This is a genomic window from Bradyrhizobium genosp. SA-4 str. CB756, assembly GCF_000473125.1.
Classification (GTDB): Bacteria; Pseudomonadota; Alphaproteobacteria; order Rhizobiales; family Xanthobacteraceae; genus Bradyrhizobium; species Bradyrhizobium arachidis.
In genome coordinates this window covers 2,786,726-2,805,072 of sequence record NZ_KI421499.1, presented here as the reverse complement: position 1 = coordinate 2,805,072, position 18,347 = coordinate 2,786,726, and the positions used below count along the sequence as shown (strand labels likewise).

The window sequence follows — 18,347 nt, the reverse complement described above, 5'->3', positions numbered from 1 at the left end:
CGATGTCTCGACGTTGTAGGGTTTAGTTCGGCACCGCAGCCTTCGGCGCGGGCTTGGCGGCGACCGCATTCGCGGTCTGGCCGTGGAGGAAATCGTAAGCCGCGTGCAGCGCCTTGTCGTCCTCCTCCTTCGGAGGAACGTAGGACTGCGATCCGGTCTGCTCCGTGCCGTCGGCAGCCGAGAGGTGGCCGCGCATCTGCGACTCCGCCATGGTGTCCATCCGGCCCTTCAGCTCCGCCGGCACGTCCTGGAGGATCTCGATGTCGGGCGCGATGCCCTGGGCCTGGATCGAGCGGCCCGACGGCGTGTAGTAGCGCGCGGTGGTCAGCGCCAGCGCGCCGTTGCCGGTGCCGAGCGGGATGATGGTCTGCACCGAGCCCTTGCCGAACGAGCGCGTGCCGATGATCGTCGCGCGCTTGTGATCATGCAGCGCACCGGCCACGATCTCCGAGGCCGAAGCCGAACCGCCATTGACCAGGATCACGAGCGGCTTGCCCTTGGTGAGGTCGCCGCCATGCGCGGTGAAGCGCTGAGTCTCTTCCGGATTGCGGCCGCGGGTCGAGACGACCTCGCCACGCTGCAGGAAGGCGCTCGATACCGACACGGCCTGGTCGAGCAGGCCGCCCGGGTTGTTGCGCAGGTCCATCACATAGCCGACGAGCTTCTCCTGCGGGACCTGCTTGGAGATCGCGGCGATCGCCTTCTTCAGCCCGTCGGTGGTCTGCTCGTTGAACGAAGTGACGCGGATATAGCCGATGTCGCCATTCTCGACATGGAATCGCACCGGGCGCACGTGGATGATCTCGCGCGTGATCGCGACATCGAGCGGCGCATCCGCGCCCTTGCGCACGATCGTGAGCTTGGTCTTGGTGTCGACCGGCCCCTTCATCTTGTTGACGGCCTGCTCGAGCGTCATGCCCTGCACGGCCTCGCCGTCGATCTTGGCGATGAGGTCGCCGGACATGATGCCGGCCTTGGATGCCGGCGTGTCGTCGATCGGCGAGACGACCTTGACCAGGCCCTCCTCCATCGTGACCTCGATGCCGAGGCCGCCGAACTCGCCGGAGGTGGTCTCCTGCATCTCGGTCCAGGCCTTGTCGTTCATGTAGCGCGAATGCGGATCGAGCGATGTCACCATGCCCGTGATCGCACCTTCGATCAGCTTGGCATTGTCGGGCTTCTCGACATAGCTCGCCTTCACGCGCTCGAAGACCTCGCCGAACAGGTTGAGCTGGTTATACGCATCATCCGCGCTCGCTGCCGCCCGTGCCGCCCATACGCCGCCATGGGGGCTCGCTACCAGAAGGGTCAGACACGCTCCGGTGAGCGCGCCCAGGGGGAACAGCAGGGATTTCCGCATGGAGGGCCTTCTTAGCTGGCGGTTCTCTTTGGAGGTCTGGAAGCCGCCATGCAAATGGCGATCCAGCCCGCTTCTCACAACACCATTCAGGTTTCTTCATGGCCGGGCTGCCACGCTGGCGGGTGCATGGCAAAAATCCCTTCGCCAAAAAGCCTTGGCCCGAGACCTAAACTTTTGGCAACGTTCCGAAATCGTTTCAAGCAAAGCGGAATCGGTCGGATGGGCCACGCCTCGCAGGTATGCGATCTTAGGATGGTTTTGCAGGTCCGGACGGGCTAAGGCGATGAGACAAGGCTTCAAATTCTCGGGAGGATAACAATGAACGAAGCACCCCGCATCCGGCCGGAACGGAACGTCGAACTCGGCGCCAGCAACGAGCCGTTCCAAAATCTGCACGAATTCGTCCGGAAGGCGCGTGCCAACCTCAACCAGAATGCCTGGGACTACATCGTCGGCGCCGCCGAGACAGAGACCACGATGCGCCGCAACCGCATGGCGCTGGACGAGATCGCCTTCCGCCCGCGCGTGCTGCGTGACGTCCGCAAGGTCGACGGCTCGGTCGAGCAGTTTGGCCGCAGGATGCGCCTGCCGGTGGTGCTGGCCCCGGTCGGCGCGCTCGAGATTTTTGACCCCGATGGCGCCGCGAGCGTCGCGCGCGCGGCCGGCACCTTCGGTGCGGCGCATATGCTGAGCTCGGTGTCGGAGCCTGGTCTGGAGAAGACCGCCGAGGCTGCCCCCGATGCGCTGCGCCTCTACCAGCTCTATGTCCGCGGTGACGATGCCTTCGTCGCCGATGTCGTCGCCAGGAGCGAGAAGAACGCCTACGCCGCGTTCTGCCTGACCGTGGACACCGCCCATTACAGCCGTCGCGAACGTGACATCGCCAAGCGCTATGTTCGCGAGAGCCGCCTGCGCGCCACCGGGGGCGACTACCAGAAGGGCCTGGAGTGGCGGACCGTGAAGATGATCAAGGACAAGTTCAAGATACCCCTGATCCTCAAGGGCATCGCCACCGCCGAGGATGCGCTGATCGCGCTCGACCATGGCGTCGAGTGGATCTACGTCTCCAACCATGGCGGGCGCCAGCTCGATCACGGTCGTGGCGCCATGCATGTGCTCCCTGAGATCGTCGAGGCCGTGAAGGGCCGCGCCAAGATCATGGTCGACGGCGGCTTCTGCCGCGGCACCGACATCGTCAAGGCGGTCGCGGCGGGCGCCGACCTCGTCGGCATCGGCCGGCTGCAATGCTGGGCGCTGGCGGCGGCGGGCGAAGCCGGCGTCACGCGGATGCTGGAACTGCTGGAGGACGAGGTGCTGCGCTGCCTCGGCCTGTTGGGCGCCACATCCTTCGCCGAGGTCAGCAAGTCCTGCCTGCATCCGGCGACCGCGACCAATGCGCCGGGCGTGTTCAGCGCGTTCCCGCTGTTCGATCACGACCCCTACCGGTACTGAATGAAAGGATGCAGGTGACCTCGCTCTCTCCCGGCAGCGCCGATGCGCTTCTGTTCGATCTCGGGCGCGTGGTGCTCGACATCGATTTCTCCAAGGCGATCGACTGCTGGGCGGGACATGCCGGCTGCAAGCCCGAAGCCATCGTCGCGCGCTATGTGCGCGACGAGGCCTACCGGCTGCACGAGGTCGGCAAGATCAGCGACGAGGACTATTTCGCCTCGCTGCGCACCTCACTCGGGATCGGCATTTCCGACGCGCAGTTCCTGGAGGGCTGGAACGCGGTCTTCGCCGGCGAGATGCCAGACATTGCCGAGCTGTTGCCGCGCGCGGCGCGGCAAATGCCGCTCTACGCCTTCTCCAACACCAACCGGCCGCACGTGGACTATTTCTCGAAGGAATATGCCGACCTGCTCGGCCATTTCCGCGAGGTCTACCTGTCCTCCAGCATCGGCCTGCGCAAGCCGGACGCGGAGGCTTTCGACCATGTCGTGGCCGCCATCGGCGTGCCGGCCAACCGGATCGTATTCTTCGACGATCTTGCCGAGAACATCGAGGGAGCCCGCGCCCGCGGCTTGACCGCGGTGCATGTGACCTCGCCCACCGATGTCGGGAACGCCTTGAAGGCACTCGGGGTTTGACGTTGGGGGCCGGTTCGGCCCGTCGCTGGGGCGCGCCGGTGCTGGACCTAATTTGGCGCAAAATGAGGAACCCAATCACTTTGTGCAATTTTGTACGGAGTTCCCGGAACGAATACCGGCTTCCGGACTCATGAGTCCGTTGGGAATTCTACATCAGGCTTATCGTCGTGTTGGGCAAAACCTACCTCACCAAGCAGGCCTCGCTGCTGATGAAATACGCCAGAACCACCTCGGATTCTGAGCTCTCCGCCAAGCTGATCAGCAAGGCCGCCGACCTGAAATCGCAGGCCGATCCGCTGCCCGACAAGGATCAGAGTCCCAAAGCGCCGGACGTCAGTCCGGACGAGCAGCCGGGGAGTTGACCGATGCTGGCCGTGGCACTCGTCCTTCTCGTCCTCGCCATGGCCATCCTCGTCCCGGTCTGTCTCGCCTTCTGGATCATGCCGCGGCGGACTTGACGTCTATCCCTCACTGCAGAGCGGACAACGCAGGATGAATCATCCTGCGTGATCGCCTTTTTGCCTCTGCGCCTGCACTCGGCTAGAACTCTCGCCGCCGATTTGCCCGAACGGGGCGCAGCTGGAGTTTTCACCCGTGGCCCTGATGCCGGTTTCTGACGCGCTTGCCGCGGTGCTTGCCGGCGCAGAGCCGCTGCCTGAAGAAATGCTCGCCCTCGACCAGGCCTTCCAGCGCGTGCTTGCCCACGACGTCGCGGCGCGGCGCACCCAGCCGCCGCAGGCGATGTCGGCGATGGATGGCTATGCGGTGCGTGCGGCCGACGCCGCCAAGATCGATTCCCAGCTCACCGTGATCGGCGAGGTCGCGGCGGGGCGGCCGTTTGCAGGATCGGTCGGCGCCGGCGAAGCCGTGCGGATCTTCACCGGCGGCGTCGTTCCCGACGGCGCAGACGCGGTCGTGATCCAGGAGGACACGGTTGCGGACGGCAGGCGCATCACGATCAAGGAAGCGGCCGTGACGGGACGACACATCCGCCCCGCCGGTGTCGATTTCAGCGAGGGCGACGTGCTGCTGCGCAAGGGCATCCGGCTGACGGAGCGCGACCTCGCGCTCGCCGCCGGCATGAATCACCCGTTTCTACCCGTCCACCGCCGCCCGAAGGTCGCGATTCTCGCCACCGGCGACGAGCTGGTGATGCCGGGCACCACGCCTGGCCCCGGCCAGATCGTCTATTCCAACGGCTATGCCCTGCACGCGCTCGCCCGCAGCGAGGGCGCCGATACCGTCGATCTCGGTGTTGCCGCCGATACCCTGGACGCCACCACCGCGGGCATACGCCGCGCCCGCGCGAGCGGCGCCGACATCCTGATCACCACCGGCGGCGCCTCGGTCGGCGACCACGATCTGGTCCAGCAGGCGCTGAAGGCCGAGGGCACCGCGATGACGTTCTGGAAGATCGCGATGCGGCCCGGCAAGCCGATGATGCATGGAAGGTTGGCGGCGATGCGCGTGATCGGCCTGCCCGGCAATCCCGTGTCATCCTATGTGTGCGCCTTCCTGTTCATGGTGCCGCTGATTCGGGCGCTGTCGGGCCGCTCCGTGATTCACCATCGCCGCGAGCGCGCGGTGCTGGGCCGCGACGTCGGCGCCAACGACCAGCGCGAAGATTATCTGCGCGCACGCCTGGAGACGCGCGACGACGGCACGCTGATCGCCCTTCCCGTCAATCACCAGGATTCCTCGCTGCTTGCGAATCTCGCTGCGGCACAGGCACTTCTCGTGCGCGCGCCGTTCGCGCCGAAGGCCGAAGCCGGCACACCTTGCGAGGTGCTGCGCCTGCCGGTCTGAACGCGCTGGCCACACGCGTGACGCGAACTTTGTCGCGTTCACGGTAAATTAAGCAGTTGCGGAACATGTATCGAACATATAGTGTCCGTTCATGATTTGTTTCGAGCATGCAGCGGCTTATCGCTGAATTCAGCGTCTCGGAATCGAACGACATCAACCGGGGGATTTTGGTCGAGATGTTAACGCGCAAACAGTACGAGCTCCTGCGGTTCATCAGCGAGCGACTGAAGGAAAGCGGCGTACCGCCCTCCTTCGACGAGATGAAGGACGCGCTCGATCTGCGCTCGAAATCAGGCATCCATCGCCTGATCACCGCGCTCGAGGAGCGCGGCTTCATCCGCCGCCTGCCCAACCGCGCCCGCGCCATCGAGGTGATCAAGCTGCCCGAGCTGCAGGCGGCCGCCGGCAATCGCCGCGGCTTCACGCCGAGCGTCATCGAGGGCAATCTCGGCAAGGTCCGCACGACCTCCAGCCCGCCTGCGGACGAGGGCGAGCGTCCCGTCGCGGTGCCGGTGATGGGCCGGATCGCGGCCGGCACGCCGATCGAGGCGTTGCAGACCCGCAGCCACACCATCAGCGTCCCGCCCGATATGCTCGGCTCGGGCGAGCACTACGCGCTCGAAGTGCGCGGCGATTCCATGGTGGAAGCCGGCATCCTCGACGGCGACATGGCGCTGATCCAGCGCAACGAGAGCGCCGACACCGGCGACATCGTGGTGGCGCTGATCGACGACGAGGAAGCGACCTTGAAGCGCTTCCGCCGCCGCGGCGCCTCGATCGCGCTCGAGCCCGCCAATGCGGCCTATGAGGTGCGCATCCTTCCGCCGAACCGGGTCAAGATTCAGGGCAAGCTGATCGGGCTTTATCGGAAGTACTGATACCGCAAGTACTAGGCGCGCTGTCCGCGCGCTTCGATCGGCATCGCCGACTAGAGATCGGAGCGGATGATTGTCCGCTCGCGCTGGATAGTCTTTCTGGTTTCGCGCAGATTATCCGGCCCCTCCTCCGGCGCTACATCCTCGCCACGCCGCACGAAGCAGCACCGCTTCGGAAAGGCTTTCGGTTCGAGGAGATGCCATGCGCAAGATCATCCTGAGCACAGTAGCAGCGGCGCTGATCGCAGCATCAGCATCGCAAGCCGTTGCCGCACCATCGCACCGCCATGCCCGTAAGAACGTGGCCAAGGAGACGGCCAAGGAAACGGCAATGAGCGAGCAAGTCCGCAACGCGCGCAATGCGCTCACGCAACCATCGCAACCGGTCTGGCCATACTCCGGTTGGTCGGCGCCGGCTGGCCGCTGAGCTGGCCACTGATACGCCCACCGAATGCACGAAAGCAGGCTTTGTTCCCGGGGGATTCGGGAAAGATAATGTGATCGCACGCTGCGGCAGCGAGCCGCAGATTTGCCTATAACCGGGCAGACGCTATGATGCTTCCACTCTGATAGAGGCCTGCGCCTCGTAAGACAGAGGCGCGGGTTGCTATCTCCGCATGAGGAGCACCCACGATGTGTGACTACAGCCTGCATGCCGTCGCATCGCGCCCTGCCGAGGTCGGCGAGACGATCGTGACGACAACGTTCCGCGGCACCTCGACGCGCGGCTTTGCCTCCGCGGCCGATCCGACCGTCGCGGTCTGCCTGCTGCCGGGAACGGAGCTCGCCTTCGCCGACAACGTCCGCTACGACAATCGCTGGATCTGGACGCGCACCGTCAACTCGCGTGTCGGCAAGTTCGGCAAGATTGATCCGCACATTCCCGATCGCCATCATGACGCGATCGAATTCCCCGACGGCAAATACGTGCTGGTGACTCAGCTCGTCGAAGGCCAGCAGGCAACCGTGCTGCAACTGCCCGTGACCCAGCCGCTCGGCGAGCGCGAGCACAAGCCGCAGGTCAGTGCCGAGAACCGCCCGACGACGCCGCGTCTGCCGATCGGTTGAAGCAGATATCCCCGGCCGCCAGGTCGGAGCCCGGAATTGAGATCGCCATCGCCGGCCGCGGCCGGCGACGTGGTGTTGTTTGTGTCTCTCGATATCCCACCTTCCCGTCGCACGAAGTTTGCGCGGCGCTGCCTGAATTTTGAACGTCCGTTTCACAGGCAAATGGCCGATGCTGTTCCGGCTTGGGACGGCGGACGGACTCGATGAAAACCTTCATTCGTGTCGTTGAACTCTGGGTGCCCGACAGGACGCGCATGCGTCTGGAATTCGGCGGCGGCCTCTACGGCGAAGGGCTGTCCGCGTTCAGGGCTGTGAGCGAAGATCTGCACTTCGGATATGACGAGGGGCTCCCCGGCAAGGCCTGGGCGTCCGGCCACCCGGTGATCCTCACCAAATTCGCCAACTCCTATTTCAAACGGACCGACCAAGCCCTTGCAGCCGGTCTCACCTGCGGCGTCGCGGTGCCGGTCTTTGCAGGCGAATTCCTGCAAGCGGTGATGGTGCTGTTCTGCGGCGACGACGAGGCGCATGTCGGCGCCATCGAGCTCTGGCACAACGACGCCGATACGTCCCACGAGATGAGGCTCGTCGACGGCTACTATGGCACCGCCGACATGTTCGAGTTCAACTCCCGCCACACCAGGTTTCCGCGCGGCTTCGGCCTGCCCGGACGCACCTGGAAAGCGGGCCTGCCGCTGATCATCAAGGACCTGCACAACGCCAAGAGCTTTCTGCGCTGGGAGGACGCGGCCGAAGTCGGGATCAACCTCGGCGTCGGCATCCCCTACCGAGCCGGCACTGAGAAGACCTGGGTTCTGACATTCCTCTCCGCGCAGGCAACGCCGATTGCGCGGCGCTTCGAGATCTGGGTGCCGAACGAGATTCGTTCGGCGCTGGTCTTCCACGCCGGCGACTGTGGCGCGCAGACCGACCTCACCGCGCTCTATGCGAACAAATCCATCGCCAGGAGCGAGGGCAGCATCGGCGGCGCCTGGGCCACAGGCATGCCCGCGCTCAATGACGATCTCGCGCATGACGGCTCGATCTCCGGCTCCGAGGCCCAAACAGCCGGACTGAGCCGGATGGTGGCGCTACCGGTGATCGGAGGTGCGGGACTCGACGCCGTGCTGGCCTGGTACTTGTAGCCGATCTGCTCAGTCATCGGCCTGCAAGTCGGCCTCGGACGGCGTTGCGTCCCGGTTGCGGAGCGTCGCCGCCTGCGGCGCAAGGCTCGTCCCGAAATCAGCCTCGCTCGCGATCGCCGGCGACCATGGACGGTCCGTGCCCCTCGCCTTCACTGCCTGGACCGCGAAGCCGTCGCCGCGATGTGTCAGGGCGAGCGCTCCTTGTGCGGCAAGACGCTGCCGGTCGACCACCATCGCCGCGCAATCCGGCGGCGCGGGCCTTGCCGTCACCACCAGTGCAGCGCGACTGCAATCATCCGCCAGCGCGTCGATCCGAAGGGACAGCGCCACCAGCCGCCCGTCGGCGAGCGGCGTGACGCAGCCGGCCTCGTCGCATGACCCGCCGTCAGCCAATGCGGCACTGCCGGCCTCGCGCGCATCGGCGTCGGCGGCGAGCCACTCCTTGAGCAGAAAACCGTCCTTGCTGGCCCTGATCAGATGCAGGCGCCCGTCCCTGCCCCGCACCGCGACGCTCTGGCCGTCCCCGGCAATCAGAATGTCGGGCTGGCGCGCCGCGAGGCCCCAGAGGATCGCCGCCAGCAGCACCACGGCGCCGGACCAGCGCAGCGGCGTGCGCAACAAACCCATCACGATGACCCCGAGGCTCGCCGCGATCAGCGGGCCTATGCCGAAGGCCGGGATGCGGCCGACCGCGCCTGGCAAGCCCGCTACCCAGCGCGAGACCGCGATCATCCAGTCGATGCCGATCCCCATCAGCCACCAGAACACGCCGTCGAGCCCGAACGGTGCCGCAAGCAGGCCCAACAGCCCGGCCGGCATGACCAGCGCCGAGACCACCGGCATGGCGCCGAGATTGGCGAGCACGCCGAACGGCGTGACGCGGTGGAAGTGGAAGGCGGCGTAGGGCGTGGTCGCAAGCCCCGCGATCAGCGAGGCCAGGAACAGCATCGCGATCTCGCGCCCGCCCCACAGCGCGATCCGCGCGGTCGTGGAATGCTCGGGCGAGGCAAACAAATTGGGCATGCCGATCTGCACCAGCGCAACAAGTCCCAGCGTCGCGGCGAAGGACATTTGAAAACTCGGATGCACAAGCGCTTCCGGCGCGACCGCGAGCACGATCAGCGCTGCCACGGCCAGCGTACGGAACGTGATGGCGCGGCGGTCGACCATCACTGCGATCAGCACCACCGCCGTCATGAAGAACGATCTTTGCGTCGCGACTTCCGCGCCCGACAGCAGCAGATAGAACGCCGCCGCGACCAGTGCCGCGGCCGCCGACCATTTCTTGATGGCGAAGCCGGCCGCAAGCCGCGGAATCAAGGCCAGCAGCGCGCGCACGGCGAAGAACACGACGCCGGCGACGACCGCCATGTGGTAGCCGGAGATCGACAGCACATGCCCCAGCCCCGAGATGAACATGGCGTCATTGACGGGCGTCGAGATCGCATCGCGCCGACCGGTCAGCAGCGCCGTCGCGATGGCGCGATTGTCGCCCTCGAGCGTCGCGCGGATGCGCGCGTCGATCGCATCGCGCAGGCCCTGCATGAACGCGGCATAGCGCAGCCGCAGGCCACCGGTATCCGGTGGCACGGACGCCGTGATCGCTCCCATCACGAAGCCGGAGGCGCCGATGCCCTGGAAGAACATGTCGCGCGAGAAATCGTAGCTGCCGGGTCGCACCGGCGAGATCGGCGGCAACAACCGCGCCTTCAGCTGCACGAAGCTGCCGACCTCGGGCGCGGTCCCCTTGCGCACCGACAAGCGCACGCGCTCGAGTTTTACATCACTGCGCTGCGCCTCCATCGCGGTGACACGAAGGACAAAACGGTCGGTGCGCTCGCGGATGTCGCGGGTCTCGACGAAGCCCGACAGCGAGACCGAATAGAGCGGCTTTGCCAGCACCGTGTGCGCGATACGCGCCGTCTTCCAGGTCGCCACGGCCAGGCCGGCCGCGACCGTCGCGATCAGGAGCGCAGGCGCAAACCACCGGCTCCGCCGCAACAGGACCGCACCACAGATGAGCGCGACCGCGGTGGCGGCAACGACCCACAGCACCGGCTCATGATCGGCCGCGAAGTACAGCGCGATGCCGCCGCCGAACGCGACAGGCACCCACGGCAACAGCCGCCCGGCGCCGGCCTCCGCGCGCGCCCATTCGCCCAGCGTCTCGACGATCGCGGGCCAAAGGCCGGAGCCCGCCGGCGCAAAGCCGCCCGCCGAGGCGGTTCGGCCCGTCGGCCAAGTTCCCGCGATCCCTTGCGAGACACGCTGCGGCCGGCCCGGCTCCGCCATCCCCTAGCACCCTGCGATACGCGACGGGTGCCGAGGCTACCGGAACGTGCAGGCGGAATAGCGGTACGGATCGGGAACGAACGGAGGCCCGCCTACTTTTCCTCTTCCATGGTCACGGCGACATCCGCTTTCGCCGACAGGCGCACCTTGTTGCCTTCGACGTCGGCAACGAGGCCCTTGTCGATGAAGTGATGGTGCCCCTTGTGGCTGCCCTCGCCGCTGTCCTTCTTGGTCAGCTTGATGCGATTGCCCTCGACCCGGTCGACGGTGCCGATGTGGACGCCGTCGGCGCCGATGACTTCCATATGCTCTGCGATGTTCTGCATGGCGGATCCTTGGTTGGGAATCCATCTCAACGCAGCCGACGCGCGTTCGTTTCCATCGTCATTCCGGGACGCGCCCCTTGGCGCGAGCCCGGAATCCATAACCACGAGCCGGGGTTATGGATTCCGGGCCTGGCCCTTCGGGCCATCCCGGAATGACGGAGCCAATGGAATACGGTGCGCTAGATCAGCGGCAGCTGCGACGAGGCGTGGTGATTGACGATCTTCCACTCGCCGTCCTCGCGCATGATGACCCAGCTCATCTTGACGATGAGATCGTCCCGCTCGCCTGCGAGGTCGAACGTGATGGTGGCCGCCATGTTGATCAGGTCAGGGCCGGCCTGCGCCGCGTTCACCTCGGAAAAGGCCGCAGATGGCTTGCGCCAGCGCGGCAGGCCGTTGAAGTAATCGGCAACGCCGTCCCTGCCCCGATAGAGCTTTGGATTCGAGCCGAAGAAGAAGGCATTCTTCGCATAGAGCGACGACAGCGCGCCGGCGTCGAGCGTTGCGAAGCCGGCGCACCATTTCGCGATGATGGCGGAAACGATGGCGTCGGCTTCACTGCTCATCTCAGATCCTCAGCCTTTAGCGACTTCCTTCGCGAACGTATCACGCAGGCCGATGGTGCGGGAGAACACCGGCTTGCCCGGCGTCGAGTCCTTGTCGCGCACGAAATAGCCCTGGCGCTCGAACTGCATCGGCTCCATCGAATTGCTCTCGGCGACCGATGCCTCGACCCGCGCATCGGAGAGGATCTCCAGCGAGTTCGGATTGAGATCGGCCGCGAAGTTCGAGGCGTCCGGGCTCGGATTGGCGAAGAGCTGATTGTAGATGCGGATTTCCGCCGGCTTCGATGCCCCCGCCGGCAGCCAGTGCATGGTCGCCTTGACCTTGCGGCCGTCGGGCGCGTTGCCGCCCTTGGTCGCCGGGTCGTAAGTGCAGCGCAGCTCCACGACCTCGCCCTTGTCGTTCTTGATCACGCCGGTGCACTTGACGAAATAGGCATAGCGCAGGCGCACCTCGTTGCCCGGCGACAGGCGGAAGAACTTCTTCGGCGGGTTCTCCATGAAGTCGTCCTGCTCGATATAGAGCTCGCGGCCGAACGTGATCTTGCGCGTGCCGGCTGAGGGATCGTCGGGATGATTGATCGCCTCGAGCTCCTCGGTCTGCCCTTCCGGATAGTTCTCGATGACGATCTTGAGCGGCCTCAAGACCGCCATGCGGCGCTGCGCCGTGCGGTTCAACTCCTCGCGGATGCAGAACTCGAGCATGCCGACATCAACGACGCTGTTGGCCTTGGCCACACCGATGCGCTTGACGAATTCGCGTAAGGCGGCCGGCGGCACGCCGCGGCGGCGCATGCCCGCCACGGTCGGCATGCGCGGATCGTCCCAGCCGGCGACATGACCGTCGCGGACGAGCTGGGTCAGCACGCGCTTGGACAGCAGCGTGTAGGTCAGATTGAGCCGCGCCATTTCGTACTGGTGCGGCTCGGACGGCACCGGCAGCTTCTCGATGAACCAGTCGTAGAGCGGCCGATGGTCCTCGAACTCCAGCGTGCAGATCGAATGCGTGATGCCTTCAATGGCGTCCGACTGGCCGTGGGCGTAGTCGTAGCTCGGATAGATGCTCCACTTGGTTCCGGTGCGCGGATGGTGCGCATGAAGGATGCGGTAGAGCACGGGATCGCGCAGGTTGATGTTGCCCGAGGACATGTCGATCTTGGCCCGTAAAACGCGGGCACCGTTCGGAAATTCACCGGCCTTCATGCGGCGGAACAGGTCGAGGTTTTCGTCCACACTGCGGTCGCGGAAGGGCGAGTTCTTGCCAGGCTCGGTCAGCGTGCCGCGCGAGAGGCGGATCTCCTCCTGGGTCTGGTCGTCGACATAGGCGAGCCCCTCGCGGATCAGCTGCTCGGCCCATTCGTACAGGCGGTCGAAATAGTCAGAGGCGAAGAACAGGTTCTTGCCCCAGTCGAAGCCGAGCCAGCGCACGTCGGCCTGGATGGAATCGATATATTCCTGCTCTTCCTTGACCGGGTTGGTGTCGTCGAAGCGCAGATGGCAGCGGCCCGGAAACTCCTGGGCGATGCCGAAATTGAGCGCGATCGACTTGGCGTGGCCGATATGCAGGTAGCCGTTCGGCTCCGGCGGGAACCGGGTCACGATCTCCTTGTACTTGCCCTGATCGAGGTCGGCCTGGATGATGTCACGAATGAAATCGCGCCCAACCTCGCCTGCCACCGGTTCTGTCATTACGAAAATCCTGTAGGGAAATCAGCGGCCCTTCTGCCAAATTCGTGCCGAAAGGCCAAGCCCCATGCCAGCCCCCCGATCAAACTTCGGCGATCCTGGTGCGGACGCGTTCGACAAAGGCCGCCCGGGACGCCGGGGTGGAACGATCCATATCGTAGTGCGCCAGATAGAACGAGCGAACACCGGCGCCGCACATCGGCTTCAGCGCACGAAACAGGACCTTGCGGCCGGGGTCTTGCATGACAATCCGGGTCAGCCACCAGGGCGAGCCGTAGCTGGTCACGACGCCGAACGTTCGAATGTTGGTGAGCAACGGCCTGATACGCCCGCCCTTCAGATCGTGGGTAAACGCCGTTCCTGGCGCCCAGACCCGGTCAAAATAGCCCTTGAGCATGGCAGGCATCGAAAACCACCAATGTGGGAAGCAGAAGATGATGCCGTCGATGCGCCGCAAATCCGCAATGAGGCGTGCCACCGCATCCTCGGTATAGGAGCCCTGATAGTAGCTACGCCGCTCCGCCTCGGTCATCGCGGGGAAGAAGCCCTCACGGTAAAGGTCGGTCGCGATCACCTCATGCCGGCGCTTCAGCGTCGCGACGATGGTTTGGAACAGCGCGTGATTGTAGCTGTCCGCGAGTGGATGGCTATGAACCACCTGGATTAGCATTGGCAAAATCTCCCAACCCTATGATACACGGTCGCCCCACACCTTGACCGTCCCAGCTCACTATCGAATGACCACACCTCAAATCGTCACCCGCTTCGCTCCCTCCCCGACCGGCTTCCTCCATATCGGAGGCGCCCGCACGGCGCTGTTCAACTGGCTCTATGCGAAGAAGCACGGCGGCAAGATGCTGCTCCGGATCGAGGACACCGACCGGGAGCGCTCCACGGAAGCCGCGATCGGCGCCATCCTCGACGGCTTGAGGTGGCTCGAGCTCGGCTGGGACGGCGAGGTCATCTACCAGTTCAGCCGCGCCGCGCGCCACCGCGAGGTCGCCGAGCAGCTGCTCGCCGACGGCAAGGCCTATCGCTGCTACGCCACCGCCGAGGAGCTGACCGCAATGCGCGAGAAGGCGCGCGCGGAGGGCCGCACCCGCCTCTATGACGGCATGTGGCGCGACCGCGACCCGGCAACCGCGCCTGCCGACGTCAAGCCGACCATCCGACTGCGCGCCCCGCAGACCGGCGAGACCGTGATCGAGGATCAGGTCCAGGGCCGCGTGGTCTGGCAGAACGAGAATCTCGACGATCTCGTGCTGCTGCGCGGCGATGGCAACCCGACCTACATGCTCGCGGTGGTGGTGGACGACCACGACATGGGCGTCACCCACGTCATCCGCGGCGATGACCATCTGATCAACGCCGCCCGCCAGAAGCAGATCTATGATGCGATGGGCTGGGCGCTGCCGAGCATGTCCCACATCCCGCTGATCCACGGCCCGGACGGCTCAAAACTCTCCAAGCGCCACGGCGCGCTCGGCGTCGATGCCTACCGCGCCATGGGATACCTCCCGGCCGCGCTGCGCAACTACCTCGTCCGGCTCGGCTGGAGCCATGGTGACCAGGAAATCTTCTCGACCGAGGAGATGATCGCCGCGTTCGATCTCGCCAATGTCGGCCGCGCCGCCGCCCGGTTCGATTTCGCCAAGCTGGAAAACCTCAACGGCCACTACATCCGCAATGCCGACGATCAATCGCTCGTGAAGATGTTCGAGGACGTGCTCGACCACGTCGTGCCGGCCCGCGACGATATCAAGGCCAAGTTGAACGACACCACGCGGGCGCAACTGCTCAAGGCCATGCCGGCCCTCAAGGAGCGCGCCAAGACGCTGATCGAGCTGATCGACGGCGCCTATTTCATCTTCGCCGACCGGCCTCTGGAGCTCGATCCCAAGGCGGCCGCCCTGCTCACGCCGGAAAACCGCAAGCTGATCGGCCAGCTTCATTCCGCGCTGGAGAAAGTCGACACCTGGAGCGGCGCAACCACCGAAGCCGCACTGCGTACCTTTGCCGAGGAAAAAAGTCTCAAGCTCGGCGCGGTCGCCCAGCCCTTGCGGGCGGCGCTGACCGGCCGCACCACGTCGCCTGGTATATTTGAGGTTTTGGACGTGCTGGGACGCCAGGAGAGCCTTGGCCGTCTTAAGGATCAGGCCAAGGAATAGTCTACGACGTAAGTAGGCCATGGCTGCCATGATCTTGCAGCGCACACAGCAATAATATACCCATCTCCCCCGTACCTTCTGGAATATCCGGCCTGCCCCACCATGTCATCGGGGCCTTCCGGGTCCGGCCCGTTTCACCATACATCGGGGACCTCTGATGGACGCAAAACCAAGCAACAAGACCGCCACGCTGACGGTCGGAAACAAGAACTACGATCTTCCGATTCACAGCGGCAGCGTCGGGCCTGATGTCATCGATATCGGCAAGCTCTACGGCCAGTCCGGCCTGTTCACCTACGATCCGGGCTTCACCTCGACCGCGAGCTGCCAGTCCAAGATCACCTATATCGACGGCGACGCCGGCGTCCTCGAATACCGCGGCTACCCGATCGAGCAGCTCGCCGAGAACGGCGACTTCCTCGAGACCTGCTATCTGCTGCTCTACGGGAATCTCCCGACCGCCGCGCAGAAGAAGGATTTCGACGACCGCGTGATCCATCACACGATGGTGCACGAGCAGATGGCCCGCTTCTTCCAGGGCTTCCGCCGCGACGCCCATCCGATGGCCGTGATGGTCGCCTCCGTCGGCGCGCTCGCCGCGTTCTATCACGATAGCACCGACATCAACGATCCGAAGCAGCGCATGATCGCCTCCATGCGCATGATCGCGAAGATCCCGACCCTGGCCGCGATGGCCTACAAGTACACGGTCGGCCAGCCCTTCGTGTATCCGAAGAACTCGCTCTCCTTCGCCGAGAACTTCCTCAACATGTGCTTCGCCGTGCCGTGCGAGGAGTACAAGATCAACCCGGTGCTCGCTGACGCGCTGGACAAGATCTTCATCCTGCACGCCGACCACGAGCAGAACGCCTCGACCTCGACCGTGCGCATCGCCGGCTCGTCGGGCGCCAACCCGTTCGCCTGCATCGCCGCCGGCATCGCCTGCCTGTGGGGCCCCGCGCATGGCGGCGCCAACGAAGCCGCGCTCGCGATGCTCGCTGAGATCGGCACCGTGGACAAGATCCCCGAGTTCATCGCCAAGGTGAAGGACAAGAACAGCGAAGTCCGCCTGATGGGCTTCGGTCACCGCGTCTACAAGAACTACGATCCGCGCGCCAAGATCATGCAGAAGATGTGTCACGCCGTTCTCAAGGAGACCGGCCATGGCGACGATCCGATGCTGAAGGTGGCGATGGAGCTCGAGAAGATCGCGCTCAGCGACCAGTACTTCATCGACCGCAAGCTGTACCCGAACGTCGACTTCTATTCGGGCATCACGCTGAAGGCGATGGGCTTCCCGGTCTCGATGTTCACCGTGCTGTTCGCGGTCGCCCGCACCGTCGGCTGGATCAGCCAGTGGAGCGAGATGATCGAGGACCCGCAGCAGAAGATCGGCCGTCCGCGCCAGCTCTACACCGGCGTCACCCGCCGCGACTACGTCGCGATCAAGGATCGCAAGTAAGTCCTAGCCGAAACGGCTTTCGAAACGGCGCCATCGCAGGATGGCGCCGTTTTTGTTTGCGTCCTTGTAGGGTGGGCAAAGCGCAGCGTGCCCACCACCTCTCCGTGATGGGAACGAAACCGTGGGCACGCTTCGCTTTGCCCACCTTACGAGACCGGCCGAATCCGCGCCCGTTGCTGCCACGCACAACAACAAGTCCGCCCATCGCGCCACCCAGCGCTTGACAGTCGAAACACTCCGCGCGCAAATTCTTACTCTAAGTAAGAATGACCACAGGGATGGAAATGCCGGAGCAGCCGAGAAGTCGGCGGCAGACGCGCGCTGCCATTTTGACTCATCTGCTTCAGTCGGGCGGCTCGTTCCGGCCGCCGCTGGCCAAGGCCGTGCGCCTGTCGGAGGCGAGCCTGTCGCGCATCCTGTTCGACCTGAAAGCCGAGGGCTTGATCGAGGAAGTCAGGCGCCCCGCCCCCTATGTCGGCGGCCCGACGGGCCTCGTGTCGCTCGATCGCACCGTGGCGCTTGCGGCCCTCGAGCTGACCGGCCAGTGGCTCGGTATCGGCGTCGGCGGCTTGTCGGGCGATCTGCATTACACCGAGCGCGTGCCGCTGCCGAAAACAGTGACGGTCGAGAGCGTCGGCAACGTGTTCCGCGAAGCGCTGACCTTGCTGCGCGACTGGACGCGCCGCCGCCGCATCACGCTGGCGCAGATCGGCATCACCATTCCCGGCCTCGGCCGCCTGAGCGAGTTCGGCAACCCGATCATTCCCTGCGACGTCGGGCGGATCGGCGACATGTTCGGCGAGCTGTTCGCGGACGTTCCGGTCGCCTTCACCAATTCGGTGGTGGCGCACGCCACCTTCCATCGATGCCGCACGGAGAGCTATCCGTTCAGCGATGCGCATCTGTTCGTCTTTGTCGGCCAGGGCGTCGCCGCGACGTGGATGGACGATCCGATCGAGGAGGATACGCTCCAGCCGGTCGAGCTCGGCCACATGGTGTTCGGCGCCGACGGACCGCGCTGCCGCTGCGGCCATCACGGCTGCGTCGAAGCCTATACGTCCCTGCCGGCGCTGGCCGAGCTTCTGCGCACCAACGAAGCGGAATTGCTCCGGCTCGGCAGTGAATGGGTGACCACGATCCCCCTGACATCGCGGGTGCGCCAGGAATTGCGGCAGCGGCTGTTCAGGCTGGGCCTTGCCATCGGCAACACGTTGAACGTCAAGCCATGCCGCGGCGTCGTCGTCAGCGGATGGCCATCGGCTCTCTCTGAAGAGGATCGCAAAGCCGTGGTCGACGGGATCGACGCCTGCCTGCTGGGCGGGCGGAAGCTGGCGCAGGTGTCGCTTGCCTTCGTGCCGCCCTCGAACGGCAACGATCCGCAGGCTGCCCTCGCCTTTGCCGCCTTCTGCCTCGCCAGCCGCGGCGGCATGCCCGCGGCCTCGACGGAGGCCGCCTGACATGTCCTGACGCGCAGCCTCAGGCACTCAACAAGAAAGTTCACACCCG

17 protein-coding genes are annotated in these 18,347 nt (G+C 65.1%); 11 read left to right on the top strand and 6 right to left on the bottom strand.

Going from position 1 to position 18,347, the window contains the following annotated elements:
• Nucleotides 1–22: 22 nt before the first annotated feature.
• A complete protein-coding gene (locus BRAGE_RS0113815; protein WP_027559397.1) occupies nucleotides 23–1,360 on the bottom strand; it encodes a S41 family peptidase in 1,338 nt (445 codons plus the stop codon).
• Between the two features lie 318 nt (nucleotides 1,361–1,678).
• Between BRAGE_RS0113815 and BRAGE_RS0113810 the strand changes: the two genes are divergently transcribed.
• From BRAGE_RS0113810 to BRAGE_RS0113770, 8 genes are all read left to right on the top strand, one after another.
• Entirely contained in the window at nucleotides 1,679–2,812 is a 1,134-nt protein-coding gene (locus tag BRAGE_RS0113810; RefSeq protein WP_027559398.1) for an alpha-hydroxy acid oxidase, read from the top strand.
• 8 nt (nucleotides 2,813–2,820) lie between these two features.
• Complete coding sequence (locus BRAGE_RS0113805; protein WP_027559399.1) at nucleotides 2,821–3,450, top strand: HAD family hydrolase; 630 nt, start codon at nucleotides 2,821–2,823, stop codon at nucleotides 3,448–3,450.
• A gap of 167 nt (nucleotides 3,451–3,617) precedes the next feature.
• Nucleotides 3,618–3,812, top strand: coding sequence for a hypothetical protein (locus BRAGE_RS0113800; protein ID WP_027559400.1), 195 nt, complete (start codon nucleotides 3,618–3,620; stop codon nucleotides 3,810–3,812).
• A gap of 232 nt (nucleotides 3,813–4,044) precedes the next feature.
• The gene (locus BRAGE_RS0113790; protein ID WP_027559401.1) at nucleotides 4,045–5,256 is read left to right on the top strand and encodes a molybdopterin molybdotransferase MoeA; all 1,212 of its coding nucleotides are present in this window, start codon (nucleotides 4,045–4,047) and stop codon (nucleotides 5,254–5,256) included.
• 176 nt (nucleotides 5,257–5,432) lie between these two features.
• Entirely contained in the window at nucleotides 5,433–6,134 is a 702-nt protein-coding gene (gene lexA / locus BRAGE_RS0113785) for a transcriptional repressor LexA (protein WP_027559402.1), read from the top strand.
• 199 nt (nucleotides 6,135–6,333) lie between these two features.
• Entirely contained in the window at nucleotides 6,334–6,558 is a 225-nt protein-coding gene (locus tag BRAGE_RS0113780; RefSeq protein ID WP_027559403.1) for a hypothetical protein, read from the top strand.
• A gap of 206 nt (nucleotides 6,559–6,764) precedes the next feature.
• The gene (locus BRAGE_RS0113775) at nucleotides 6,765–7,199 is read left to right on the top strand and encodes a hypothetical protein (protein ID WP_027559404.1); all 435 of its coding nucleotides are present in this window, start codon (nucleotides 6,765–6,767) and stop codon (nucleotides 7,197–7,199) included.
• Nucleotides 7,200–7,402: 203 nt separating this feature from the next.
• On the top strand, nucleotides 7,403–8,344 hold the full coding sequence (locus BRAGE_RS0113770) for a GAF domain-containing protein (protein WP_027559405.1): 942 nt from the start codon (nucleotides 7,403–7,405) through the stop codon (nucleotides 8,342–8,344).
• A 9-nt stretch (nucleotides 8,345–8,353) separates the two neighbouring features.
• Here the strand turns inward: BRAGE_RS0113770 and BRAGE_RS0113765 are convergent, their stop codons facing one another.
• The 5 genes from BRAGE_RS0113765 to BRAGE_RS0113745 form a co-directional block, all read right to left on the bottom strand.
• The gene (locus BRAGE_RS0113765; RefSeq protein ID WP_027559406.1) at nucleotides 8,354–10,636 is read right to left on the bottom strand and encodes a ComEC/Rec2 family competence protein; all 2,283 of its coding nucleotides are present in this window, start codon (nucleotides 10,634–10,636) and stop codon (nucleotides 8,354–8,356) included.
• Between the two features lie 92 nt (nucleotides 10,637–10,728).
• Nucleotides 10,729–10,962, bottom strand: coding sequence for a DUF2171 domain-containing protein (locus BRAGE_RS0113760; protein WP_027559407.1), 234 nt, complete (start codon nucleotides 10,960–10,962; stop codon nucleotides 10,729–10,731).
• A gap of 179 nt (nucleotides 10,963–11,141) precedes the next feature.
• Nucleotides 11,142–11,528 carry a nuclear transport factor 2 family protein gene (locus BRAGE_RS0113755; protein ID WP_027559408.1) on the bottom strand — a complete coding sequence of 129 codons (387 nt, stop codon included), beginning with the start codon at nucleotides 11,526–11,528 and terminating at the stop codon, nucleotides 11,142–11,144.
• Nucleotides 11,529–11,537: 9 nt separating this feature from the next.
• Nucleotides 11,538–13,214, bottom strand: a complete 1,677-nt coding sequence (locus tag BRAGE_RS0113750; RefSeq protein ID WP_027559409.1) for a glutamine--tRNA ligase/YqeY domain fusion protein — start codon at nucleotides 13,212–13,214, stop codon at nucleotides 11,538–11,540.
• 79 nt (nucleotides 13,215–13,293) lie between these two features.
• On the bottom strand, nucleotides 13,294–13,881 hold the full coding sequence (locus tag BRAGE_RS0113745) for an NAD(P)H-dependent oxidoreductase (RefSeq protein WP_027559410.1): 588 nt from the start codon (nucleotides 13,879–13,881) through the stop codon (nucleotides 13,294–13,296).
• A 67-nt stretch (nucleotides 13,882–13,948) separates the two neighbouring features.
• Between BRAGE_RS0113745 and gltX the strand changes: the two genes are divergently transcribed.
• The 3 genes from gltX (at nucleotide 13,949) to BRAGE_RS0113730 (ending at nucleotide 18,298) form a co-directional block, all read left to right on the top strand.
• Nucleotides 13,949–15,379, top strand: a complete 1,431-nt coding sequence (gene gltX, locus BRAGE_RS0113740) for a glutamate--tRNA ligase (RefSeq protein ID WP_027559411.1) — start codon at nucleotides 13,949–13,951, stop codon at nucleotides 15,377–15,379.
• 157 nt (nucleotides 15,380–15,536) lie between these two features.
• A complete protein-coding gene (gene gltA / locus BRAGE_RS0113735) occupies nucleotides 15,537–16,841 on the top strand; it encodes a citrate synthase (protein ID WP_027559412.1) in 1,305 nt (434 codons plus the stop codon).
• A gap of 278 nt (nucleotides 16,842–17,119) precedes the next feature.
• Nucleotides 17,120–18,298 carry an ROK family transcriptional regulator gene (locus BRAGE_RS0113730; RefSeq protein ID WP_027559413.1) on the top strand — a complete coding sequence of 393 codons (1,179 nt, stop codon included), beginning with the start codon at nucleotides 17,120–17,122 and terminating at the stop codon, nucleotides 18,296–18,298.
• The last annotated feature ends 49 nt before the right edge of the window (nucleotides 18,299–18,347 follow it).